The 25787-nt window shown below is 60.4% G+C and carries 17 protein-coding genes; 4 read left to right on the top strand and 13 right to left on the bottom strand.

The features are described from left to right. Nucleotides 1-7: 7 nt before the first annotated feature. The 5 genes from J3U87_RS04990 to J3U87_RS04970 form a co-directional block, all read right to left on the bottom strand. On the bottom strand, nucleotides 8-1198 hold the full coding sequence (locus tag J3U87_RS04990; RefSeq protein ID WP_237381932.1) for a glycosyltransferase: 1191 nt from the start codon (nucleotides 1196-1198) through the stop codon (nucleotides 8-10). Then, complete coding sequence (locus tag J3U87_RS04985; protein ID WP_237381931.1) at nucleotides 1195-3279, bottom strand: prenyltransferase/squalene oxidase repeat-containing protein; 2085 nt, start codon at nucleotides 3277-3279, stop codon at nucleotides 1195-1197. Before J3U87_RS04985 ends, J3U87_RS04990 begins: the two co-directional genes overlap by 4 nt. A gap of 106 nt (nucleotides 3280-3385) precedes the next feature. Beyond that, nucleotides 3386-3625, bottom strand: coding sequence for a hypothetical protein (locus J3U87_RS04980; RefSeq protein ID WP_237381930.1), 240 nt, complete (start codon nucleotides 3623-3625; stop codon nucleotides 3386-3388). 438 nt (nucleotides 3626-4063) lie between these two features. Then, on the bottom strand, nucleotides 4064-4306 hold the full coding sequence (locus tag J3U87_RS04975) for a hypothetical protein (protein ID WP_237381929.1): 243 nt from the start codon (nucleotides 4304-4306) through the stop codon (nucleotides 4064-4066). A 344-nt stretch (nucleotides 4307-4650) separates the two neighbouring features. Then, the gene (locus J3U87_RS04970; RefSeq protein ID WP_237381928.1) at nucleotides 4651-6144 is read right to left on the bottom strand and encodes a radical SAM/SPASM domain-containing protein; all 1494 of its coding nucleotides are present in this window, start codon (nucleotides 6142-6144) and stop codon (nucleotides 4651-4653) included. Between the two features lie 293 nt (nucleotides 6145-6437). On the opposite strand from J3U87_RS04970, the gene J3U87_RS04965 reads away from it, so the two are divergent. Both J3U87_RS04965 and J3U87_RS04960 read left to right on the top strand, forming a co-directional pair. Then, entirely contained in the window at nucleotides 6438-8648 is a 2211-nt protein-coding gene (locus tag J3U87_RS04965; RefSeq protein ID WP_237381927.1) for a lanthionine synthetase LanC family protein, read from the top strand. 11 nt (nucleotides 8649-8659) lie between these two features. Beyond that, complete coding sequence (locus J3U87_RS04960; RefSeq protein ID WP_237381926.1) at nucleotides 8660-9448, top strand: nucleotidyltransferase domain-containing protein; 789 nt, start codon at nucleotides 8660-8662, stop codon at nucleotides 9446-9448. Between the two features lie 16 nt (nucleotides 9449-9464). Here J3U87_RS04960 and J3U87_RS04955 read toward each other — a convergent pair whose 3' ends face one another. From J3U87_RS04955 to J3U87_RS04945, 3 genes are all read right to left on the bottom strand, one after another. Next, entirely contained in the window at nucleotides 9465-11891 is a 2427-nt protein-coding gene (locus tag J3U87_RS04955; protein WP_237381925.1) for a hypothetical protein, read from the bottom strand. 258 nt (nucleotides 11892-12149) lie between these two features. Further along, the gene (locus tag J3U87_RS04950) at nucleotides 12150-13430 is read right to left on the bottom strand and encodes a hypothetical protein (RefSeq protein ID WP_237381924.1); all 1281 of its coding nucleotides are present in this window, start codon (nucleotides 13428-13430) and stop codon (nucleotides 12150-12152) included. Nucleotides 13431-13462: 32 nt separating this feature from the next. Further along, nucleotides 13463-14752 carry a CHAT domain-containing protein gene (locus J3U87_RS04945; RefSeq protein WP_237381923.1) on the bottom strand — a complete coding sequence of 430 codons (1290 nt, stop codon included), beginning with the start codon at nucleotides 14750-14752 and terminating at the stop codon, nucleotides 13463-13465. A 199-nt stretch (nucleotides 14753-14951) separates the two neighbouring features. Between J3U87_RS04945 and J3U87_RS04940 the strand changes: the two genes are divergently transcribed. Then, nucleotides 14952-16361: a C25 family cysteine peptidase gene (locus tag J3U87_RS04940; protein WP_237381922.1), complete on the top strand. Its 1410-nt coding sequence runs from the start codon at nucleotides 14952-14954 to the stop codon at nucleotides 16359-16361. Nucleotides 16362-16534: 173 nt separating this feature from the next. On the opposite strand, the gene J3U87_RS04935 is transcribed toward J3U87_RS04940, so the two are convergent. From J3U87_RS04935 to J3U87_RS04915, 5 genes are all read right to left on the bottom strand, one after another. Beyond that, entirely contained in the window at nucleotides 16535-17539 is a 1005-nt protein-coding gene (locus J3U87_RS04935) for a hypothetical protein (protein WP_237381921.1), read from the bottom strand. 126 nt (nucleotides 17540-17665) lie between these two features. After that, nucleotides 17666-17821: a hypothetical protein gene (locus tag J3U87_RS04930; RefSeq protein WP_237381920.1), complete on the bottom strand. Its 156-nt coding sequence runs from the start codon at nucleotides 17819-17821 to the stop codon at nucleotides 17666-17668. A gap of 706 nt (nucleotides 17822-18527) precedes the next feature. Further along, a complete protein-coding gene (locus J3U87_RS04925; protein WP_237381919.1) occupies nucleotides 18528-21626 on the bottom strand; it encodes a CHAT domain-containing protein in 3099 nt (1032 codons plus the stop codon). Between the two features lie 115 nt (nucleotides 21627-21741). Further along, entirely contained in the window at nucleotides 21742-22500 is a 759-nt protein-coding gene (locus J3U87_RS04920; protein WP_237381918.1) for a zf-HC2 domain-containing protein, read from the bottom strand. Between the two features lie 17 nt (nucleotides 22501-22517). Next, a complete protein-coding gene (locus J3U87_RS04915) occupies nucleotides 22518-23153 on the bottom strand; it encodes an RNA polymerase sigma factor (RefSeq protein WP_237381917.1) in 636 nt (211 codons plus the stop codon). 500 nt (nucleotides 23154-23653) lie between these two features. Between J3U87_RS04915 and J3U87_RS04910 the strand changes: the two genes are divergently transcribed. Further along, a complete protein-coding gene (locus J3U87_RS04910; protein ID WP_237381916.1) occupies nucleotides 23654-25747 on the top strand; it encodes a vWA domain-containing protein in 2094 nt (697 codons plus the stop codon). Nucleotides 25748-25787 lie beyond the last annotated feature (40 nt).

The following is a 25787-nucleotide window of genomic DNA, read 5'->3' as shown; positions in this document are numbered from 1 at the left end:
GCCTTCCTCATTTGACTCCAGAATAGCCCATTTGACCGATGCCCAAGCGTTCATCGGCCCAGTTTTCCAGGTGATCGGCCACGCAGCGGTGACCGTCGAAGGCTCGAAACACCTGGGACACTTCGCCGCAACGACGGCGAATCCCCTCGTCCGCCGCCAGCTCCTCCACGGTGCGCAGCAACAAGTCGGGCGTCACTTCCTCGGGCACGAGCGAGGTGCCCACACCGGCGTCGACCACGTGATCGGCGCTGTCCCATTGCTCCGAGCCGCCTGGAATGATCAGCATGGGCACGCCGTGACGCCATCCGCTCAGCACGGCCGTCGGCCCGCCCACCGCGATCATGCCGCCCAGCCTGGGCGCGAGCTGACCCAACGGGAGGTGATCGAACACGCGCATGTTTTCCGGCAGTCCGTCGAGGTCCAAATCCATGCGGTCGCGGCACAGCACCAACAGCCAATGCCTGCGTTCGGCGATCGCCACCAAGGAGTGGAAATAGGACGTCCGTTGAAACGACCGGCCGACCTGCACGAACCACAGTTCCCTTCCCGTTTCCTCGGCTTCCCGCAGCAGCCGGCCCACGGCACGGCTGGTCTCGGGCGGTTCCCACAAGCAATCACCGACTAGTTTCACCTTCTCGGGAAAGTGAGCCGCTTCCGGCTCCACCTCGGCCAGGCTGCGCATCAAATACAGATCGCCGAGGAACGGGTTGCCCTGGGACACATCGACCCGATCGATGCCCAGCGCCTGACGCGCCAGGTTGTAGTACTTGAGAAAGTCCCGCCAGCGCCATTTACGGCGCCGAATCGATTCGGGGTCGCGATCACCCGCCACGGGCCACAGGAAATTGGGGGAGCCGATCACGGCGAGCGGCAAATCGAGCAGCTCGGCGGCCAGGTAGGTGCCCATGGTCAGCGGATGCCCCAACAACAGATCCGGCCCGAAGTGCTTGGTGGCGTAGTGGATGTGTTTGAGTTGGAGCCCGATCGCGGTCGGATGGAACCAATTGAAGATTTCGAAGCTGTGTCCGTCTTTTTCGGTGCGGGGAATGCGTTCCAGACCTGCACTTCGCAGCAGGTCGCCCGCCGTTTGGCTGGTGGCGAACGCCACTTCGTGCCCTTTGGCCACCAGTGCCCGCGCGATGCCGATCGTCGGAAACAGGAAGCCCGGTGTTCCGGGTGTCGTCAACAGTACCTTCATCGATGTTCTCCCTTCGCGGCCCGCCACTTTCCGGAAACCACCTGGTCGTGGTCCATGGAGTAGGCCTGCCAGACGGAGGCGGCCTTGAGGGCGAATGCCGTGGTGACGGTTTGGCTGGAGTAGGGATGCTGAAACCGGGACTTGATGAAATGGACCGCCGGCCAACCGCTTTGGGAGCGACGGGTCCGCGAAAGCGCCCGCAGGCCGTTCCGGACCCGCGTGTGCAGCAGCTCCGGCGCCACATCATCCTCGAGTTCCCGGAGGGCGAGCAACGCGTGGGCGGTGGCGAGCGGATCGTTTTTCCCGCCCTGGCCCCAGCTCCCGTCCTCCTGTTGGCGCGCCAACAGGAAGTCCCTCGCCTCGAGGATCGCCGGAGATTGGGGCTGGACCCGCGTCAACAGCCGGAGCGCCAAGTAGGTGGGAAAGAAGGGACCGAAACACCAAGGCGAACGCCAGCAGCCCGCCTCTTCGATGCGCCCTTCCAGAAAATGTGCGGCCTTGCGGATGGGTTCTTCGTAGTGTTCGGGATCGTAATGCAGAAGCGCGTAGGCCATGTTGGCCACGATCTCGACGTCGGGTCCGGCGCCCCCTTTGAAGGCGTCGAGCCAGCGCCGATCCGCCTGTTTCGAAAGATCCGCTCCAGCCGGTACGATCCAGGTCTCGATGCCGCCGTCCTCGCGGGTGTTGTCGCGCAAGAGAACCTCGATCAGGGGTCGACACAGTCGATCGACCTCGTCCCGTCGACCGGCGCCGACCAGGACCAGGATCATTTGGGCGAGGTTGGCGGTATCGGGCGGGAGTTCCGCCATGTCGGGCACGTATTTCCAGCCGCCCATGCCCTCGGTTTGCCTCTGTGAAAGAAGGTACACGACTTCCTCGTCGATGACCGGTTTCAGGCCGCCGTCCAAAATCCGATCGGCGTCCTGCAGGGCATCGGCGATCAGGGCCCGCTGAAACACATCGCCGTGACGATAGGACTCCCCGCGGGATGCGTCGCCATCGTCGGCCAGGAGCATGATGTGGCGCACTTCGCCCAAACCCTTTTGCCATTGGCCGACCACGAACGTGGCGGCCGCCTGAATCATGTGGTCGAGCGGATTCCTCGGCGGGGCCAACACGAAATCGAATGCCTTGGTTTCCTTGGAGCGGTCCACGTTGGTTTGGATCAGTTGGTTCATATCGCGCCGCAACCGGGTGCACTCACCGCGCAGTTTTTGAATCAGCCCGCGCCAGACCGGCACGGTCAAAGCGCCGAGGGCCGTTTCGGCCTGGTCCAGGTAGGCCAGGATTTCCAACATCGCCGTTTCGGCGTAACCCTGGTAGTAGATCTTCCCGGCGAGTCGGTGTACCAGGCGTTGCAGTTCGCGTTTGTCCTGCCAGGTGGGCTGTTCGGGCAGGACCCTTTTCAGCAGGATCGTCGGAAAACCGCGCTGTAGGTCCAGCTTCCAATCACACAGGTCGTCCCAAAGCTGGCGGGCCAGATGGTAGGCCCGTTCCGAGGCCACCACCGCTTCGGCCGTCGCCTCGCGGTCCGTGAGCGCCGCCAATCCCCAGATCCCGATGTGGGACATGCCCAGGTAATCGACGATGACGCGCCGACCGGTGACCTCGTCGAAATCCGACCAGGAGCGCTTGCCGAGTACGAAATCGGCTTCGGTCAGGCACGCTTCCGTGTAGGCGGCGTAGCAGGTGTGAAATTTCTCCCAAAAGCGATGACCCACCTCGAAGAGCTTGAAAAAATGTTGGTAGCACTCGAAGTGATGGGCGTGCAGGTTCATCAGGAATCGGGTCGGCGAGTGGGGTCCCTGGGCTTCGTCCATCACGTCGTCCGCATAGCAGGCGGCCCGGGCCAAATGGTGGCAGGCGAGGGTCAGGAGGTGGACCCGTTCCTCGTTCGCCTCGGGAAAGGCCTCCCGAAAGACGAGCGGATGGCAACTGTAATAGGAATCGTAGGCGATCTCGTCGAAATCGAACCGTTGGGACCAGCGCGCCCTGGCCGGGGCCAATGCGGCGTTCAACAGGTCGATGTCACGGGATAGCTTCGCAAGCGGGCTGTTCGAGTCGGGGTTCTTTTCATCCACGGCGAGGTCCTTTGCATGCGCTCCCCCGGCAGGCTCCCGACGGGAGCGGTACCGGATCGCGGAAAAGACACGAGAACGGAACTCGCTCCCGTGTCCGAGTGATGGATCAGCTACTCGACGGATCGACGTAGTCCGAATCGCAGATATCCACGGTGCAGACCACGGCGTTGCCGAGGCAACTGCAGTCGTCCACGCCGCAGAGGTTGCCGCAATCCGCACCGCACCAAAGGGCTGCGGTGGTCACGGTGCCAAGGGCCGAAGACATTTCCAGACGACGCTCGAGTTCCTCGACGTCCAGATCGTCCATGTTGAGATTCTCGATTTCCAATTCCTTTTTTTTCTCCATGTGACGTCCTAGTGAATGAAGTTGAAGAGGTGCTGGCGGAGTGTGGATCCTGGTGGAACCGTGCGCGCGGCGCTCGAAACGGGGACGCGCGGCCCCCGTATCCCGTACCCGTCCTCCTTCCCCGGTTCGGGCCCCCTGGCAGGGGTCACACCCGTTCGCCCATCTGGCGGCGTGGTGAACCTGATCGAAATCACCGGGGATTCGGTCGGTTCGAAAGGATTGCGGCATGCGTGGTTTTCGCGCCCATCGAATCGCCATCCAGCTCATCGCGGAACCATCTCGTCTCTTCGAACGAGGCGCCCGAACCGAAGGCCGTCCGTTCAGGCACGCGCGTTCCGAACCGATCCACTGGCGGATTCGCTCGGGAAGGACACTTCCCGAAGGGTTTCGATGTGTGGAAAAAGGGAAGACGCAAGCGGGTCGTTCGATCGTCGCGAATCAGCTCGACGAGGGATCGACGTAATCGGTATCGCAGACATCCACGGTACAGATCACCGCATTGCCGAAGCAGGAGCAGTCGTCCACCCCGCAATTGACGCCGCAATCGGTTCCGCACCACAGGGCCGCGGTCGAGATGGAGCCGAGGGCCGAAGACATTTCCAAACGGCGTTCCAGCTCCTCCACGTCCAATTCATCCAGATTGAGGCTCTCGATTTCCAATTCCTTATCTTTCTTTTCCATAGAAAAATCCTTGAATGGTGACTTTGATGTATGAGGCGCCCACTCCGCCAGCCAGCCGATCGCCGCACACCCGACCGGACCCAAATGCGAGGCCCACGCGACGCCCGGACCGAGAAACCCGGACGAGCGACGGGCCGCCACGGGCGCGGAAACATCGCGTGCGCGCCGACTCGCGGAGAAGGACGGAATGGATAGGGGTCCGTACACGGGCCGCGAAACGGCCCGTGACAGGATTGATGGCAGGCTCCCCAACGTGGAAACAGGTCACGGGAGTCGACGGATAGGCTCGAAAGGTGCTCGATCAACAGCACGTTTCGACGATTTCTGGAGTTTTCGCGCGGTGGTCAGACTTCGCACATGGGTGCATCGACCTTGGCCGGGTCGCGCGCACCCTTGAAGTCCACGAAGGCTTCGGCGACCGTCGCCCGAAACCGATTTTGAAAACCGTCGCAATAGTTCGTGTAGTAGTTGCCGGTGGCGTTCTGGGCCAGGACCGCGCACCCGCCACCGCAATAGAAGGCGAAGCGACACTTTTTACAGGTGGGGTTGGTGACCACCGTCCGATCCCGCCACATCTTCAAACGCTCGTCCTCGAACGTCAGGCTGTGGTCCGCGTTGATGTACCCGACCCGGTGTTTCTTGTCACCGGTCCGTTCCCAACAGGTGTAGATGTCGCCGAAGGCATCGAGCACATACATACTGGTATGGGCGCCGCAAAAGCTGGTTTTGAGATTGGGCCCGCTGTGTTTCCCCGCCAGCATGCTCATGACCTGATGGTGCAGCCCGTCGCTGGGACTGCCGATGTACTTCATCTCCTCGAATTGGGTGCGCAGTTCCTTGATCGCCAGATCCACCTTGTAGGAATTCAGACAAGCCTTTTTGTCGGTCTTGTCGTTGGAAGGATGAATCGGCGCCACATAGGAAGAGAAATGCGGGCTCTCCACCCAACCGTACTTGACGAACTCCTTGGCGAGTTGGGGCAGTTTGTAGATGTTGTCGCGATCGACGTTCATGCGGGCACTGATGTTGACCTTCAACGCCAGGGCCATGCCGATGTTTTCGGCGATGCGTTCCCAGGAACCCGATCCATCCGCGTAAATACGGCGCTTGTCGTGCTCGAAGGAAGGGCCGTCCAGGGTGACCTGAATGGTGTCGATCTTCCCCGGCCCCAGCAGGTCCCGGTAGTGATGCAGGTCGGTGCAGTTGGAAATGGCGCGGACCCGCAAGGGTCCGATTTCCGCCCCCCGCGCCATCAGGTACGCCACCGAATCGCGACTTTCCGCCAGCAGCGGCTCGCCACCGAACAAGATGAAATTGCGGGACAGGCCGCTGTCGGGCTCCAAGCCGTGCATCTGTTCGAATTCGGGCAACGCGCCCAAAATGCGGTCGACCATCGCCTTGCTCATCACGCGGAGCAGGGGCTTCAACTTGGGATCCGTGCGCATGTGATCCTGAAAGCAATAATGACAGCGCAGGTTGCAACTGTAGGTGGGCATGATGACGTAGTCGGGCATCTTGCGCGATTTGAAGTGGTGGAGGTTGTCGGTAATCTTCTCGAAAAAGTGCGCTTCCTCCTCTTCGGACTTCGAAGTGAGATAACCTCTTTTCATCAAGACTTTTACATGCTCGTCATCGAGATGCTGCGCTTCGTCCACCACCGGTTCGGGCGACCAGGAACCATAGAGGGGCTTGAAGGGTTTTCGGCTTTCGATGGACCGCACGAAGTTCGCCACTTTTTTGGAAACGCGGTCATAGGCACCGGTATAGCCATGAACGAGCAACACATTTTCGGGATCATCGGGTAAATCGACATAGATAGTGTAATTGGAGGTTCGCACCAATTATTCTCCTAATAAAGTCAATCGCCATATTTATTAAAAAGCGTACAGCGACATTTATTCAACACAAATGGTTGACGGTGTGGGGTTGGCTAGCTGGGCGAGCAAATATCTAAAAACACACACGAACATCAAAAAATAGACACTGAAAAACATCTAGATCAATAGCTGCAGACACATACAGGGCGGATTTGAAAATTATAGGCCATCTGTTTTTACCATTCAACATGAAAAATCACAAGCTATCACTCGATGCTCAAAACAAGTTAACATGATCTTATAGGGGAACATTGATGAACAAGAAACCACGAAAAAACTTCACCGATAGCTCACTTGCTCGCCTCGTCGAAATATGCAAACTCATCTTGGGCGACATCGATGTTGCCCCCAATTCCTTCACCTTCCCCTCATCGAATCCCGTCTTTTTCCAAAGCATCGATCCCACCCTCGAACGAGGATTGGCAGGCTGCGCCCTGGTGTTCGGCGAAACCTTCGGCCGAACCGGTGACGATGCCTACGGAAGGGTGGCACGGCAACTGATCGAACGCGCGATCGACCTGGCCGATGACCTGCCGGCGGCCCAGATCGGCTTTTACAACGGCCGCACCGGCATTTTTTGGGTCGCGCACCGGCTCTCGCTTCTGTTGGACGATCCATCTCTGGTCGCACGTGCGGAAACCGCGCTGGATCCGGCGCGGATTCCCGTTCGAAACCTGGAGCAGCCCGGTTACGCGACGGGCTTCACCTCCGCGATCCCCTTTTTTCTGAGTGCACCACACCGCGACCTGGAATTGGCGGTCCGCCTGGGCGACCGACTTCTGGACCTCGCCTGTCGCGAGCCATTGGGCTGGTCGTGGGATACCCATCCCTGTTGCGTGCGCCATCCAGTGGGGTTGGACGGATCGAGTGGCGTGGTCATGGCGCTGTTGGATCTTTATGCCGAAACCGGGTTCGCGCGCTTTCGACGTGCCGCCGAGGAGGGATTGCGCTACGAGGCGCAGTTCTACGACGAAGCCATGGGGAACTGGGTCGATTTGCGCGATCCCCTGCTGCTCGATCTCCTGGTACAGGCCCGAATCCACGGCCAACCGATCGATTACCAGGATCTGAGACGCCAGCAGCCATACGGCGGTAACTTCAACGATTCCTGGCTGTTCGGAGCCAGCGGCATTTGCCTGGTTCGCATGCGGGCCGCGGCGATCCTGAACCGAACGGACCTGTTGGAACCCGTACGCCCGATCATCCTGCGAGACCTGGCACATCTGGAAGACGCGGAACACCCTTCCCTGACCTTGGCCAGGGAGTGGGGCGGCATCCTCGAAGTGGTGTTGGCGGCGGCGGAACTTCTGGACGAGCCCACCTGGGTCGGTCGCGTCCATCGCGCGGTCGACCGACATGTAGCCGCGAGCATGAGTCGCCCCTCGGATTCTCCCCACGCAACCACCGAGTTGATGTACGGTCTGGCCGGTGTGGGCTACTGCTTGCTGCGTCTGGGCGATTCCGACGTGCCGTCGATCCTGATGCCTGGGACGGCTCCCAAACCTCCCCAAACACCGCGGGCGACCGATGCCTTCGCCGTGGATCGGGACGGCTTTTTCGAGGCCACGCGCACGGCGTTCCGCAGATTGGGCATCGATGAGGAGCCGAACCCGCCCGAGAACCCCTCCCAAGCCCATGCCCAACTCTGTCGACGGGTTCACGCCGAACCGGATCGCCAACGTCGAACCTTGCTGGAAGACGCCTTCCTTCTCGAACGCTCGCGCTGGTCGCTGTGGGCCGCCATGACCGATTTCACCGCCTCCTATGCCCGCATGACACCGCTGTTGGATCCCGAGGATATCGACTGGGAAGGCGCGGAACTCTACCTCGCGCCCGGGGTCAAGGTGGTCGAACGTCAATTCGACTGGGACGATTGGGCCGACTCGGACGCCCAGCCCCCGGCCAGGGTCAACTACCAGTTGCTGTTCCCGTATGGAAACCGAATTTGCAGGGCACCTTTGTCCCGGGAACAGGCGCTGTTTCTCCTGGCATTCGAGCGGCCCGCCCGGTGGTCGTCGGAGCTGTTCGCCGGGTGCGGGTCGACGCGTTCCTTCGACGCCTTTCGCAACCTGGCCGTGGCGATGTATCGCCGGCGGCTCCTGGCGCTGAACCGACATCGGGATCTGGCGGATTACGTGGAAAGTTTCGCCGTGGTCACTTCCGAAAGGAACAGTTACCAGACCTACGGCCATTACGAGGCGTTGGTGCGAAAAAATGCCGGGCGCATCCACCGCGACCTGGAACTCGACGACCGAACCCTGAGCCATTTTCAGTTGGAACGACTGGTCTTGCAGTTGACCGAAAACCTACGTAAGCTCCACGCATTTCACTTTTTCGAACCCCTGATCGACGCCTTTCAGGCGGCAGGCGATTTCGAGACTAAATGTGAACGGGCACGAGAGATCGCCGCGTGGGTCGGTTACGGGTTCTTCAAGAACGAAGACTATTTCGTGTCACATTTTTAGGGGGAATCACCGTGACCTCGGCAATGCAACAACGACACCGAAGCTTTCAGGAGCAGACCCGCGGCATTCCCGATCGGGTGGTATTCGAGGATGAAACGGACGATCGCCACCTCGCCCTCGCCAAGGAACTGGCCGAACTGTTGCGGGCCCGATTCCCCGAGGGTTCGATCGGGATCACCGGTTCGGTGGCCAAGAAGAGCCACCGACCGGAGAGCGACATCGATTTCCTCCTGGTGGATCCCGGCTTGGCCGGGAACTACCAGTTCGTCTTCGTGAAGGACGGCATCAAGATCAACGTTCTGGGCCTGACCCCCCAGTTCAGGCAGCGCTTGGATCACTACGTCCTGCGTTTCTTCAGCACCTTCACGGGCTACATCGCCAACCTGTGCCCCGTTCACGATCCACACGGCTACATCGGCGAGATGGTCCGCGAGAATTGGGAGCTGATCGGGAAGCGGCGGCAGTCGGGCGGCATCCTGCGCGCCGGATTGGATCGAGAGCTGGAGGGCCTCGTCGGGGAGGACGGCCGCATCGTCTCCGCGTTGGCCGAGGATCGGCCGCGCATGATGACGATCCTGCAATTGCTGATCGACTACCGATTCATTCAACTGGAGCTGGACATCTACACCAAATGGGGATGCTTCAACGCCATGAACCTGCTTCGAGAGGCGGACCCCGAGTTTCACCGGCTGGTCGCGGAGACATTGCCGCCAGGTCCGGAGACCCTGCCGCGTTTCGACCAAATGAGAGCGATCCTCGCGGCTCACGAAGCGGGCAAACCCATCGGCGCGAGCCGGTAGCGGGCAGCCGTGCGGCTCAGTGCCCATCGATTCGGGACAGGTCTAGATTTTGGGTCAACACCTTGTCCGCGAACGAGGCGAGATCGGAATTGGGTTCCACGAAGCCGGGATCCCGATTGAGCAGTTGGAACAAGTGATCGCGAATTTCTTCGATCGGACTGTCGGCCAACTTGGCGACCATCGTCACCAGGGCTCGCTCACAGCGCGGGATGCCCTTCGCCTGGCGGATCCACTTCTTGAGCAACAGGTTGAATTTGGCCTGGAGAATCTCCCGCATCAAGGGTGGGAAGGCCGACAACCCTTTCAGGACGCGCACCAAAAACAAGCGCATCGTTTCGTTGGCGCGGTCGTCGAGCGCGATCGAAACCAAAATCCAATTGGTCTTGGCCCGTTGTCTGGCCGGCTTGTCCTTCTCCCAGGGCACGTCCTGGCTGAATCGGGCCAGGGTATCGGCCATCCCTCGATCGCGAAGAAAGAGAATGGCGATAACGGGCGTCGAGATCGAGGGCGACATGGCCTCGCTCAAGCGACCCAGCACTTCCGCGGGATCGAGTGTCAGGCAAAGACCCACCAAGGCGTACTGGACGGCTTTCAGCACTTCGAACCCCATTTGATCGCCCAAGACGCGTTCGGCTATTTCAAAAAGCACCCGGTTCCGCGACTTCGGATCGAGGCGACTCTGACGACCCTGGGTCAAGGCCGGTAGGACCTGATGCTCGATTTTCCGCCAAAACTGGCGAAGTCCGCCCAGATCTTTGATCTTGCGGTTGAATCGGCGCCGGAGGATGCCATCCAGCTCGGTCACGGCCAAATGAAGATCGATTTCACCCAGGCGCAGGAGCGCGAGCGTCACGGATTGAATCACCACCATGTCCTTGGTATGGAACATGACGCGAAGCTTGGCCAGGGCCCGATGCCGATAGTCGCTGTCGCGGCTGGCCATGACACCCTGGAGGAGGTATCCGACCAACTCCTGGGTCGCCTCATCCCGAGCCCATCGTTCGAGCAAGGGCCAGGTGATGCGCCACGGATCGAGCCGGCCGATACGGCCCAGGGCCCTGGCCGCAATGACGGCGGTCATGCTTTCCGGATGACGCGTTTGTTGGATCAGCCAGGGAACCAGCTCGGCCGCCAACCCCTGAGCGTGGTTTTGAAACACTTCCCACAACCGATCGGGGTAGTCGTCGCGGCAAAATCGAATGAGGTCCGGTTCGCCGCTGGCGACTTTCACTTCGGCCCGCACCCGCCCCAACAGTTCCGTGTCGCCGAGGTACATGCGCGGTGTGCGCTCCTGCGCTTCGGTCTTCAACCGCTTCTCGAGAAACTTCGACAACTGGAGCCGAAAGGCGTGGAACTCGTTCAATCCGACAACGATGGCGGACGGCGCCGCGTGGCAGAGCACGAGGCTCAGACCGAAACAGAAACTATCGGGATCGGCAGCCACCTCGTCGGCGAACCACCTCTTCAAGTCGGTCGTACGGTGCAGCGCCTCTTCCAGAGAGAGCGCCCCGCGTACGATGGCCGGCACCCATTCGGAGAAGACGACGATCCGGTTCATGCTTCCGAGCGCCGTGGCGATGCGCGCCTTGTCGGCCAGTTTGGCGTCCAGCTCGGTTTCGGCGAAGGGGATGGTCAGGGATTGGTTCTTTCTCCGGATTTCCTGCTCGAAACCCTTCAGCAAAAGGGACGCGCTCAAGAGCGGAAGATCGTGAAGCACATCGAGATCCTGTAGGCGGTCCCTGCTGGCCGGCGAGCTGTGGTTGTTGAGCGAAAAGAGAAGATAGGTCTCGGTGGCTTCCAGGCGTCGGGCCAGTTGGACCAGCGTGTCGCGGCTGCAGTGTTCGAAAAATTGCCGAAGGCTCTGATTGCCGAACCCCAGCGCATCGCGAAATATCAGGACCTTGCCACGATAGGATCGCGGTGATTCCACGATCCGTCGCGGCAGAATCCGCAGATAACAGCCCGGCCGGGAAAGCGCCATGGAGCCCTGCATGTCGGGCTCGAGGGCACACAAGCGCTGCGCCACCGCCAACAAGGTGGCGCCCTTACCCGACTCACGCTCCCCGCATAAAATCAGCATGCGATGTCGCAGGGCGCTTTGGACCAGGCGATCCAACTGTTCCGGATCGGCAACGATTCGGTTCGCCCGACGATTCAATGCGGCCACATCCAAACATTCGTCGAAAGACCTCGGGGTCAGTTCCTTGAGCTGCTCCCTACCCGAATCGACGATGGTCTGGACGTAGACATCTCCCAGAACCTTGTTGTCTTGCAGGGAGGTATGGACCGAACCGGTGGCTGTCGTTTCCCCGGCGGTGGGTTCGGTGCGGGGGTCGTCGCCCCGCGAAGCCCGAGGGTCCCGATCCGTTTCGGGCTCCGGTTCTTTCTTGCCTCGGTTCGCAGAGTCCTCCGTAGCGTTCGAATCACTTGATGAACCATACACGTCATCGACCCTGGGATCTTCCTCTCCGGTTTCAGGAGTGTCAATCGGATCGGTTCGGGGTTCCTCTTGCACACCGGAGCCGGCGAGGTCGGACGCCGAAGCGCCCGAATCAGCGCCGGGCGAAAAATCCGGGCGCGCGTCATCGGCAATGGTTCCATCGGCCCCGGAGCCCAAATCGCTCGCTTCCGCCACATGATGAGAAGGCCCACTCGGTTCGAAATGGTCTTGATCTCGCGTCGATCCAGTCATCTTTCAACCTCAGGCGAAATATTCGCGCATGGCTTCGCGGTCTACGATCTTTTGGAAGAATTCGATTTGGTCGCGTTCCAGAACCGTGCGCGCCGTCCCCACGTGACGGCCGAGCTGGCGCGCGTAGGTCTGGAGTGCCGCTTCGTCGGCATCTTCTTGCAGCATGGTCTCGGCCACCGTGTGCAAAAAGGCGGCAAGGAAGGCGCGCCGGTCGCCGCTCAAGCTCTGGATGTTGGAGAACCCCTGCAAGAGCAATTTCCCCGCAATGCCCACCGATCCCGGCTGGATCGCATCCTCGGCCGCGGCGGTCAACGCGCGCAATTCACTTTCGCCACCGGACGCCAACGCGGGTCCCGGCGACGAAGGCGCGACGAAGGAATTCCCGATCCGGGTCATGGTGCCGGCGGCATTCTCCAAATCGCGGAAATTGTCGATGCTTTCGACGGCCCTATCCACGCCAATGCGTGCATCCTCCGCAAATTCATCTTTGAGCTTTTCCCCCCTGCGCCAGGCGTTGATCGCGGAACGATCCTCCTGGCCGTCGATCGAGATGCGGTGCTTTTCTCGGTTCTCCTCTTCATCGCGCTTCAAGCCCCGCATTTCCAATTCGTGTTTCTTCAAATCGATGCGATCCTGGCGTTCGAGGTCGTTGATGGCGACCTCCGTTTCCAGTTCCTTGATCGCTTCTTCGGTCTTGCTTTCGAACCGCTTCTTTTCATTCAACAGGAAATCCGGAGGAATGCGGCGACCGAGATGAATCGCATTGAGCCGAAACCCCAATTCCGCGCTGTAATTCTGAAGCATGTCGAATTTGGTATACATGTGCCCTGAATCCACGGTTTGGGAATCGCGCACGAGATCGTGGAAGCGGCGACTCTCCGTCTTGATATCGTCCCAGGCCAAGTGGGCCGCCCCGCCCGCCACCACACTCAATACTTCCTTGCGCAGACGCTCCAAAGGATCGCTGGCCAATTTCTCCACCAGTTGCCGCGAATTGATCACGCGGTACTCGACGACGAGCAGCAAGGTGAACCAATGAATGCCGTCGGTCATGTTGACCCTGGTTTCCTCTTCGAAACGCAGGTTCGGGTCCTTGTTGACGGCATACCCCTTGAAGGAACGGGTCGATTCCCAGATTTTCAGTTTGAAGGCCTCGCCCGCCGGCTGGGTGGCCTGGTAGATGCGGGCACCGCCGTCGATTTTATAGACCACGAGGTCGTGATCGGGCACCGGCTTCAGGTGCTGCGTGTCTTTGACGACCATGTGCGTCTGCGTGAGATTGGGCATCATTTCCCTCCTTGCTCGGAAACTGCAAACTCCAGTTAGTCTCTGTGAATCCTGTTCGCGATCTTTATCGACCCAACGTGGTTTTGATCGACGTCATTGACGATATGTCCCTTATCCCCTGTCTCCGTTTGGTTCTCGATGATCACGGCGCCCTCTACCCGATTGCCTTTCAACGCATTCAGGACGCCGGGAACGCCTCCCCCGTGCCAGGGTCGTTCCTCCTGGGAATGCCGCTTCATCGGATCGGGCTTTCGACGCCCGTCATCGTCCGCGTGGCGCCAGATGTACCCGTCGCGCGGTCGCATGTACAACAGCGGCGCGTGCCAAAAGGGAAGTTCCGGCTCTTGCAAATAAGCCTTGTGCCGGGCCGCGGCCATCGCCCTGTCGACACATCCGTTCGAAGCCAGGTTTTGGTAGAAATCCTGGGCGAAGGGCAGCGCGTGATTCAAAGATATCGGGCTGTTCATCGCGATGACCGTGGGAATGCCGCGGCCGACCAAGGCAGGGCCGATGCCCGAAAACGGATCTGTCCCCGTGATCTGCGCTCCGGAGCAGGTCAACAAGGTCACCTGACGCAACGACCGGCAACCGTCGAGGAGATCGCCAAACCGAGATTGATCGACAAACAAGGCTTCGCCCGACCGCTGTTCCAGCACCATTTCGGCCGTAGCGAGGCTGGCCCTCTGGACACCATGGGCGACCAGCAGCAACATATGAAGGCCTCGATCGCGGCAAAACTCGCTCAAGCGGTCCGAGGTGACACGTCCGTCGAGCACGCTGAGGGCAAGACGAGGTGCCAACCGCTTCAGACGCTTTTTGAAGGTATCCAGAACGATCCTACGGTCGAGGTGGGCCAAGCCATATCGCGCGACATCCGTGGGCGCGGCCACGGCCACACCCAAACGCGGTTGTTCGACGCGAAATTCGGTGGGTTGCTTGGACAGCCATGGGCAGCGGGAAAACCAAAGGTTCGGCGAGGCGCCCCAGCAATAGTGATCTTCCCCGGCGCGACCCAACTCCCAATGGAGGTGATGGGCATGCAGGGGCGCCGAATCATGGATCATCAACTGGAAACGCAGCGCGTGACCGCGTTCCTCGGCGAGCGTTTTGGCCAGGCGATACCCTTCGCGAAGGTTTCCATCGCCAAAGGATGCGTCGAACAGGCGCTGTCCATAGGCCTTGGGATCGGCGATCGCCAGGCCCGCTTGCGATGCCATGCGCTCGAGTTGGGTGCTGCCCGAGTACATGGCACTGCCCTGCACGAATAACTCCGCGCGTTCACGCTCCTGGACCAAAAACGCGAGATCCACCGTTTCAGCCGCCATGGATTCCTCCTTCACCATCCAGGCAAGACCTGCGCGCGACCTCGAGGTTTAGTGACGGACCCTAGGAATCGCGTGGATCGGCATTTCCCAAAAAAACCACTGATCCACCGCCAATCATCCCAGTCTTTCCTCTCGAGGCCCCTACCGGACCCGCGAGCAAGGGTCGCGCACCTCAAATCGGGGCCTCGGGAGTTGTGACATGGAACAGGATGAACTTTGGCAATTTGGTGGAATCGACGGCGTGAAAGGTGGTTATGCCTTTCCCCCCGTGGCTCCGGCAGCCCTGGCGGACGTGGCTCTCAGGAAACCGGAACCCACTTGGGTCCGCGGGTTGATTCGCCTCTGGCGATGGTGGAAACAACGGGACTTTCTGGGTCCGATCGCAGGCGTGGACCCCAAACGGTTGGATCAGGCGGGTTGGGGGGTGATTTTCGCCTCCGATGCCGACCCCGCACTCCGCGAGGCCTTGTCGCCCCTACTGGCGCATCGCAAAGCCCAGGCCGGGGAACGGTATCGCGAGTTTCACGGCGAGGACGGTGTCCTGCCGGGAGAGACGAAGCGGGAATTCCTGGCGCGCCACGGCGTGGGACCCGGGCCGGCAGATCCGAAGCTCATGCCCTATTACCTGCTGATCGTCGCCGATGTGACGCGAATCTCCCTATCGTTTCAGTATCAATTGGATGTGTCCTACGGGGTGGGAAGGGTTCACTTCTCCACCCTGAACGACTACGAAGCCTACGCCAACTCGGTGGTCGCAGCGGAGACGGCCGAATCGGCATCTGCCCATCCGCGTTCAAGGTGCCACTTTTTCGGGGTTCACCACCAACAGGACAAACCCACCATTCGAGCGCAAAAGGAGATGACCGGTCCGCTGTACGACTGGCTCTCCCGCGCCAATGATTTGGATTGCCACGTGACGCAGGCCAGCGGTCGCCAAGCCTCGCGCCGAACACTCCTGGAGCTGTTTCGAAAACCTGGCGGCAGACCGGACCTTTTGTTTTCGGTTTCCCATGGCCTGGTGTTCGCCAGCGGTCACGAGAATCAAGCCGCGATGCAAGGCGGGTTGGTGTGCGGCGATTATCGGCACGTCGCGGACCCCCTGTCCCGCGAACACCTTTTCCTGGCGGAGGACTTGGATCGAACCTGCCACCCGAACGGCATGATGTGGTTCCTCTTCAACTGCTACGGTTTGGGAACACCCCGTGAGAACGACTACGATCTGAACAGTCCACCGCTGGCCCCGCGTCCCTTCATCTCCGCATTGCCGCAGCGCCTCCTGTCGCACCCCAACGGCGGTGCCCTGGCGGTGGTCGGCCATGTGGAACGCGCCAAGGTCGCCTCCTTCTCCTGGCCGGACGCGCCCGCCCAAATCGCCACCTTCCGCTCCACCTTTCAACACCTTTTGGAAGGCTACCCCGTCGGCTACGCAATGGAGTGTTTCGATCGTCGATTCGCGGAGCTGACCACGGAACTCCAAGCGGAAATCGATGCGGTCGAGCGTGGCCGGCCGCCAAAGTCGGCCAGCCTGGCGTTTCTCTGGGCCGCTCGGATCGATGCGCGCAACTACCTCGTTTTCGGAGATCCAGCAGTCCGTTTGAGGCCATTCTGAGGACAAAGCGGATCTCGATGGCGCAAACCACGGCGTCCTGTTGGTGAACCGAGGCCCGGAAGCCATCGTCGACATCGTCTCGATGCTTCCGGGCCCACAGCGGCGCCACACGTTCGGTTCGATTGGAGGACGGAATCCCGCCAGCCAAGGGGGCCGCCCGTGGTTCGCAACGATCAACTCGCCAATCGGGCGAGCAGGTCGGCATCCTCGGCGCGGTCGTGAAGGTGCAGCAACCCCTGCCAACACGAAATCAAGGCGGCCTGGGATCCGGTTTCGCGAAAGTCCTCCACGAGGGATACAGGCAAACAGGCATAGCTCAAATTCACGCCGACCATGCCGGCCGCCACCTCCCAGACGGTGAGCGCGGTTTTCGCACTCTTTCTGGAGATCAGGCAATAAATGAAGGGCCAAAGAAACAACAGCCGTTCCAGCGGCCGGTTCAGGCCCGGAATATCACAAACCTGGGCCTCCAAATTGCGGTATTCGATGACCTCGCGCGAGGGTGAGCGATGAAGTCCCAGGGCGGCCTCGTACAGGGCGATCCCGGCCAGGCGCCAGTGGGTCTCCCTCCTCAGCGAAACCAAATTGGAAATGCGGTCCAAGGCGGTTCGGTAGCCGAACCGCCTCCCGAACCGCTGGATCTTTTGCACCAGAAAATGAGGTCGGGCATAGTCCGCACGTCCGAGTTCGAGATGTCCTTCGAGCAGGGCTCCGGCGAAATGGGACCTTTGCGCGAGAACCAATAAATGGATATAGCCGCCCAAACAGGCGTCGTACCATTCCGGCGCGAGGGCCGCCGGATGGCGGTGTATCGCGGCAAGCAGGTCGTCGGGGCGGTCCACGGGACGAAGCAGGCCAAGGTGACGATCCATGAGTTCAAGGCCCACATGGGGAAGGTCCTTTTTCCCCAGAAAATAGCCGAAGAGCAGCATCGTCGCGAAAGACTCTCTCGGATCGAGCCCGGCTGCGCGATCCGCGACCTTTTGAACGAACACGTCCGGGAAGGCGATGTCGGAAGTGCTCATGCCGAAATACGACATCACATAGGTCCAGGTCCCTTCTTCGTCGCCTTTCCGAAACAGGTCGAGGGCGTGGTGCAGCGTTCCCTTGGAAAAAATCCGCTGCAAAAGTGGCAAGGGGGGAAGCACCCGCGCCAAGGACGCCATGTCGGCCATCATTGCTCCTCCTGTGGTTCCATGTTCCCCGGGTTCAGGAGAACATTCTCGAGGTTCGAGAGAGCGGGTCGCGGCAAGCAGGGGATCGGAGTCCCATGGTTCGACCCGACTCCCTGGAACCCCAGTGCATCAGGTCAAGGTCTTGCTGAAATCGCCTGGTTTGGGTTCGTTGCCGGGGCAGCCTCCCGCGGCAGGTTTCTGCGGTTGGGTCTTGGTCGTGCGTTCCTGAACGGGGGCCTGCGTATTCATGGGCTGCTGATCGTGATTGGCTTTTTCTTCCATCATGTTCCTCCACCGTAGTCATTTCGAGACCGCGCGGGCCTCATGAAGGAAGACTTGGAAACCGGGCCCGGGTTTAGCCGTGTCGCCATCCAAGAACGCACCGAATGCCTCAAGACTCCTCATCAGTGGGGTGAGACGCCAACATCAACCATTCGAATCACATAGTCGCCGCTCAGATCGATGGATTTCATGACAGGAACCAATTGGTCGGAAGTTCCCACATTTGCGAGAAAGGCGTCGTTGCGGTAGGTGCCGGGCTCACCCAGGGCGCTGGGCCGACACTTCGAAGCAGTTCACGCTTCGCCATCTCGAGTGGTAAAAGAGCGGAGCAGAAAATTCGGGTCTCTAGATCTCCCAATGATGGATTTCGATTTTTTCCCGGTTGCTTCGATTGGTTGAGCAGGCCCTGCCTTACCTGCCCTGCTTTGCCGGCCTTGCTTTGCCGGCCCTGCCTTACCGACCCCTTACCTTCCCTCTCGCGATGGGCAGAGTGTTGGTTTTACGGCTTCGATGACGCACGGGGCGGGAGAGTATCCGCTTCGCTCTTTGGCGTAACTCTCTTCTGCTACATACGTTGCTTCGAAGTGTCGGGCTGGCAGCCCAACCTACTGCAATGGCAACCCTCAAAGCATGCGGGAACTCCTCGTATGGATCACTTCGAATTGTTGGGACGGGCACGGTCGCATCCTTCTCCTGGGTGTTCGCACATTTAGGGATCGAGGGAAAAGGGCGCGCCCAGGCCGTGGTGAATGAACACGCCCCAATGAAAGGGATCCGCCAACTCGGCCCGCTCGATCGCGTCGAGCTGTGCCGCACGCAAGGCGCCGGTGCTGGATATCCTCCGGTCGAAAAGGATGCGGTAAAAAGAGGAAACGATATCGGCGGCGGCGTTTTCGCTCATCGGCCACATGCCCGCGATTACGCGGGAACAACCCGCCGACATGAAATGCTGCGAGAGGCCGACCACTCCTTCGCCGCTGACCCATTGGCCATCGGCCGTGCGACAACCACCGATGACCGCCAATTCCGCAGGCAGGTAGCTCTCGTAGAGATCGTGAGCCCGTAGGTAGCCGTCGCTCGGCATGCCCTCCGCGTTCCAAAGCGAAAGCACGATGGCGGACAACTCCTCTTCGCCGGGATGAAGGAGGCCGTGGGCGGAGAAGTGCAGAATCCGGTATCGATGGGGCTCCGAAAGCCAGAATCGGAGCGGGGTGGCGTCCAATCCGAGCTCGCGATGTTTCAGGTCGGGATCCGCCACCAGGCCCGTGATGATCTCGGCATTTTGCGCAGCCCGCGAAAGGCGGGCGTACTCGCGAATCCCGCACCCGGTGGGATCTTCATTCAGGATTGGCGGCGGTCCGACCGATACCGGCTTCCGAACCAAACGCGGATCGTCCGGGTTGTATACCGGGTCGCCGAAGAGGGCCACGATTCGGGGCGCCGGAGATCGGCGGCGATTCTGGCGAACCATGGTGAGCGCCGCCCCCAGGGACGGCAGTCGCGTGATCTCGAAATCGGCGATCAAAGGGCGATAACCCAAGTTCCCGACAGGGACATCGTCGATGGGAGAAGCCAAGGTGGCGAACGACACCTGATGCAGGGCGTCGTCGAGGACCAGTAACAACCGATGCTTTCCCTTCATGACCTGAACGGCTTCGCCAAAAAGGGCGTCGCGCAATTGAATGGCCTTTTGCACCTGACGCCGCTTTCGGCTCTCCATCGGGCCGGCCCCGACGACGTGGGCATATTGACGGGCCAATTGGGTGAGCCGCGCGCGTCCCGGAAGGTCCTCGAACATGCGAACCCCTTCGCGATCGATGCACCACAAGACACTCCGGGGTTCGTTGAGCATGAACACCATCGCGATATCGTTGGTTGCCAACAGCTCCCGTTGGATCTCCGGAACGGGAACTCGGCGAAAAGGCGCATCGTCCGGGAGCTTGACCGGAGTCGGTCGCAATTGATGCAACTGCAGGAGATCCGCTTGGACGAGGCGTTCGAGCTCGGCGACGGATTCGGGATTGCGCCCCTGGAGCAACAGTTGAACCCGTTGATATTCGTTTTCATTGATCCGCGCTTGCAGCGCACGGTAGGCGGATCGATGCGCCGAAGCACCCTCGATGTCGTGAAGCGCCAGAGAAGCCTCGAGGCCGAAAGCCGTTTGGTACTCGTGCACCGCGAAGACGCGATCCACCAGCGACGGGTCACTCGTTCTTCGTGCCTGGGCCATCGCCAACTGTTGGTATTCCCGAAAAACGAGGTCGCGCGTATGCCGGAAACTTTTCGCCAAGATGCCGCGGCTGGGCATGGCGTGCGCGAGTTCGCGGATCGCCTGCTCGAGGGCTTCCAGTGCTTCGGGATGCCGGCCCTGCCGATCCAAAATCCTGCCGCGCAGGTAATAGTCCCAAACGAGGCCCTCGACACTGTCGTGCCGGCGATGGGAGACCAAGGCGCTGTCGACCAGGGTCAGCGCCGTGGCCAGCAGCTCCCGTTCGCCAGGGGCCGGAGGCCCTTCGGCGACCTCCTCGTAAAGCGTGCGCGCCAGGTTCAAGGAGAGATGGGCCTGCCACGACGGCAATCCGTGTCGTTCGACCAGGTCGATGGCGTGCTCGTAACATTCGCGGGCATCTGCGAACTCTTTTCGGGCGCGGTGGATCTTTCCCTTTCCGTCGAGCACGGTGATCATCGTGGGAAAATCCTGGGCGCCCCTCACCAAAACCAGCGCTTCCTCGAAAGCGGCCAGGGCTCGATCGAGCCGGTCGAGCTGGTGATTCGCCCGGCCGATTTGAATCAAGTTCCCCGCCTGCTCCCGTGCCGCGGGCTGCGAATCATCCAATCCCCGCCACAGTGCCCGAGCTTCGGCCAACTCCCTCAATCCATCCTCGGGTTTGCCCGCGAGCAGAAACGCGGCGGCGATATGTTCCAGGCACCGAGCCTCTTCCACGGGATCACCGAGGTTCCGAAACATCGCACACGACCTGCGAAATTGGTCGATCGCAATCCCGATTTGGTTGCGACGGTGATGATAGGCGCCGAGGTTCCTGACGGTCCCGGCTTTCCAATGCGGCGACGGGCAGGTGTCGGCAAATTGGACCGCATCGACGAGCTGGCCTCGACTCGAAGCCAGGTCACCCATCTCCTCGAACGCCCGCGCGAGCTTGGTTTGGATGGTGAGGGCCAGGGCACAATCGCCCTCGGCCCGCAATATCTCGACGGATGTTTTCCACACGGCGACGGCTTTGTCCAGGCGTTGCAGGCGGAACCAACGATCACCGAGCCGGTCCAGCGTGCGTGCCTTTCCGGCGGGATATCGGCCGCGTTCCCAAAGATCGAGCGCTTCCAGGAAGCGTTCGGTGGGCAGGGCGGCACGTCCTTCCCGTCGCCCCGCCAAAAGGGCTTCGCGCGTCAACGACTGAGCCTGAGCCCGGCTCCACTCCGCTTCCGTCGGGTCCGCCAGTTTGCGAATGTCCAGTTCGAAACGGGGATCGGCACCGGCGGATCCGATGCGTACCAGTTCCAGCCGATGAGTTCCCCCTTCGCGTACCGGAAACCACAGGATCTCCAAACCATGACCGCCCGTGGGTCCATCTTCCACCCACCGCTCCCGATCTGCCGGCCCGAACAGGTGCAGGGCCACATCGAGGTTTCGTTGCAACACCCGAACGGCGATGACATCACCGGGTTCGACTTCCATGCGGAAAGCCCTGGTTTCGTCCTTTTCCAGCGTAGCCGCCAACGCCAACCGGTCGGTCACCCATGTTTCATCCGGCTTGGGTTCCTTGCCGGCACCGGATACGGGTGAGTTCACATCGGACGGCGCCGTGCAGCTAAAAATCGCACACAGCCAAGCGAGAACGGCAAAGACGCGTAGCAGCGATCCCGATTTGGGCTCTCGCGACGTCCGTGTTCTTTTTCGACACGGATCAGGGCGCATGTTGGACCTTGAACGTGAAATTGGCCAAGGAGACGGGGTTCGCGTCGGCGCGATCGGCATGCCCCGTGATTACGATGCGGTAGTGGTTTTCCGGTAACCGACGGGTGGGCACGATCATGGAAAAATAGCCGTCTTTCTTCAAATAAAAGAGTTCCTGCTCCAACAAGGCTCCGCCCAAGGGCGTCGCTTCCACGTAGAGACTGGCGCGGTAGCTGTCGTATTCCCGTTCGGGATTGGTGTTGAGGTTCAACACGAGGTAGGGTGTTTTGTCGCTCGGTGTCGCGACGCTCACCGAATCCGGCCCGCGCACCTCCCAGGTCTCCATCGCGAACAGATCTACCGGATAGGCCGCGGCCGGGCGTGCACTTGCACCGTAGAAGTAGCCCGCCAACAAGGCGAGGCCGGCCACCACCGCCGCAGCCATGACCGGAATCCACGGACGCCCTCCCTTCCCTCGACGCAACGGTTCCGCGACCGACGGCGCGACGGTCGCGGTCTCGGCCGCGGGACTCGATGAGGCGGGATCCGGCGACGATGGGATGGCGGCATTGCCGAGGTACAGCACCGTTTTCGAACACGACGGACACCGGCTCAAGTGTTCGGCGACCGTCTCGTTCTCCGATTCGTCGAGCAAGCCATCCACGTAATCCACCAGGACCTCTTCGTCCGGATGATCGTCGCCGGGTGCCATATGATCGAGCGAAGCCAATTCCCGAAAAGCTTCGTTGATGGAAGGTTTGGGGGGCACAATCTCTCCTCGTTTCTTCACATGTCGATGTCGAACTGAAATTCGTCACCCAGTCTTTCCCTGAGTTGCTGAACGGCTTGACTTTGGGTCGCCTTCACGGCACCCGGACTCAATTTCTTGATGGCCGCAACTTCTAGAATGGAGTACTGCTGATAATACCGCAAAAGAATCACGTGACGACGTTGGGTCGGCAGTTGTTCGATCGCCGTTTTCAACAGCTTCAGGCGGTGTTGTTTCATGGCCTGCTCTTCCCCTTGTAACAACGCCTCTTCAGGAGTCGGTGAACGGGAGGCCGCCACGCGTTCCGGAAGGGAATCGGTGGAACCGGGACCGTCCTCCGCCTCGAGTGAAACGATTTTTACCGATTCGCCGTCACGCGTGCATTTTCCCTTGGTGCTCTTGAGATAGTCCGCAAACACGTTGCGGGCGATCGTGTAGACCCAGGACTTGACGGAACCGGCTTTTTTCAACGTATTCAAGGATTTGCAAACTCTCAAAAAGACCTCATGGGTCAAGTCTTCACATTCATGATGGGTACACCCCCGCTTCCGAAAAAACCGGTGCAGGTAACCTTCACTGTAAAAAAGGGTGAGTTGGTCGCGAAGGGTCGGGTACTCAGGGGAGCCGGGTAAACCTGTCAGCAAGTGCTCCATTGACATCTTTCTCCCATTCGGCTTCTCGCAGAAACACGTAAAATCATGTAGTTGATATGGTTACGCAAGGGTTGACGTTGATCTCTTCCGGAGTGGACAGGGGGTTCGTCGCGTCGCTCCACGGATCGACGAACGCCACGCCCCGGTCTTGTCGTGGCGGGGTGGCAAGGTTTGCCCGTAAAGACTGGAGGTCGCTTCACAGGTTTAGCATTTTTGGAAAATATATTAATTCTCTCTTATACCAACCAACATCAACCTGTTAAAAATTTGCTTTATTTTATCGACAACAAACTTTCACCTACAAGCAAATTACCCATCACCATTCTCTCACGAAAAATCTTCGTGACCGGAACCCGGACCAACCAGCCGACCACCGACGACCCCGAACATCCGTCGCCTCTTTCCCGCGTCCCGCTAAACCCTCTCGACCGATCGGGGTCTTCCTCTCGCGAACACGAAAGTGTCACGGATCGCGCGAAAACTGCGTCGTCGGAGGAACCATGAAACCTGGAATCGGTTGGACAAAAATGGCCTGGTGCCTCGCCGCCCTCCTTTTTTGGAACCCATCGGGGAAAGCGGAACCCGGGCTCGACCTGTTGGTGGCCGTCGATCAATCCGGCAGCATGTCCCGGTTTCACGGCCACGGAAAAAGACTGCCGCCCAACGACCCGAGCAACATGCGGAACCAGATGATCGGCATGATCCTGGATCATCTCTACAACGACCAGCGTACCAGCCGGGTGGTCCACCGGTTGTGCGTCGTCGGCTTTGGTGACTCGGTATGGGTATCCTTGCCGTTCACCTCGGTGACCGACCGTTCCATCGCCCGGCTCCGCGAGGTACTGGAGCCCGAATCGCTGTACCGCGACTCGAGCGAAACCCGCATGATGCGGGCCCTGCGAACCGGAACCCAACACTTTCGGCGGCTTCCCGGCGATCCGGAGCGAGTGCGCCAAATGATCATCATCACCGACGGTCGCCCGGCGTTCGTGGGTTATCGAGATATTCGGGAAAAGTACAAGGCGCAGTTGGCGGATCTGATCCAAACGGAATTGGAGGATGTCGCGATATGGGTGTTCGGGCTGAACGCGGCAGGGAGCGACTACTGGGACGAGTACGGTCCCTTTTGGGCTCGGGTCACCGGGGGGCATGCGGAAAAGTTGGATCAATCGGATGCCGAATCGGTGTATTCCCGGCTTTGCGAAGCCCTGAGCATCTGTGGGGACAACTGGCTGCCAGGCCAGAACAGGTTCATCCCACCCTATCTGGATTCCGTGGTGCTCAATGTCTTCAAAACCGAATCCGATCACGGGGTGCTCTTTTATCCACCAAACGAAACCGACCCGCTGGACGAAACGCGGATGGAAGTGACCCGGGTCGGCCCCAACCTCGAGACGGTACTGATCAAAAGGCCCACGCCCGGTCTCTGGAAAATCCGCAAGACGCATTTCGGCGACAAGGTCCAGGTTCGCGTGAAGCAGTTTTTTGTTCGAGGCGCACTCGAATCGCCCCACGCGCAACAACGGCTGCGCAGGACCGAACGCACCCGCATTCGCTACCGAGTCATCGACGACCTCGGCCAACCGGTCGTGGAGCATCCCGATTACCCGCTGAGCCTTCAATTGGCCCTGGTCGATCCCGACGGTGCGGTTCAGGATCGCGTCTCGATGAAAGCCGCCGCATCCGAGGATCCCGGCTTGTTCGAAACGGTGGTGCCGGTGTCCCTGGAACGGGAAGGCACCTATCGCGCCGAGATCCTGGTAGGGGCTCTCGACCACCAGGGTCACCCGATCGAAATCTACCGGGATCGTTACGCCAAATTCAAGGTCGGTTCCGGTGACGGGGTTCGGGCGCAGCCCATCCTGCCCAACCCACCTGCGGTTCCCCTGTGGGGATTCTGGATGTTCACCCGCAGAACCCAGCCCTTCACCTGGGAGTTTCGCGACGAGGCGGGTCAACCCGTGCCGTTGGACAGCCTGACTCACGACGCGTTTTTCACCATGGACCTGGTGCACCCGAACGGTCACCGCACGGCGGTGCCTCTCCTGCGCGAGGAACCGCATCGCCTGGGCGGGAGCGTGGCACTGCCGTGGTGGCCGCCGGGAACCTACCGGCTCGACCCCAAATTGGACCCCGTCCTCATCAAACAGCGGTACATCGTCTCGTTGCCCACGGCACCGACACCTTCGGTCGAGGTGGTGCTCACCCCATGGCATCTCGTCCAATTGGGTTGTGTGGTGCTGCTCCTGCTGGCCGGGCTGTCGGGTGCGGTATGGCGCACCTACCGCACCGTGCGATTTCCGCTCGTGGGCACCCTGACCTTCGAACAACACGGCAGCTTTTGGAAGTATCCCATTCCCATCTCGCGAAAATGGCGCCATCGCATGGTGTTGAAGGCGAAGGATCTTCCGGCCCGCACCAACATCCACGAACTCGCCATTCGATCCCAAGCCGATGCCTTGGGCGGAATCGTGGTTTCGGCGCGCGGCCCGCAGAAAGAGGTCCTTCTGGAATCGCGCGTCTTGACCGACGGCACCGCCGCCTCACTCGACGGTGCACCCTTTCTCGTGCGCTACGAATCCGGCACACGCTGAGTCCCCATCGCCCGGGAACCGAGATCGCCCCGAGGGGCCG

Source organism: Sulfidibacter corallicola (assembly GCF_017498545.1).
Lineage (GTDB): Bacteria > Acidobacteriota > Holophagae > Acanthopleuribacterales > Acanthopleuribacteraceae > Sulfidibacter > Sulfidibacter corallicola.
Note: the sequence above shows the minus strand (reverse complement) of the source record. Positions and strands in the feature narration are given on the sequence as shown.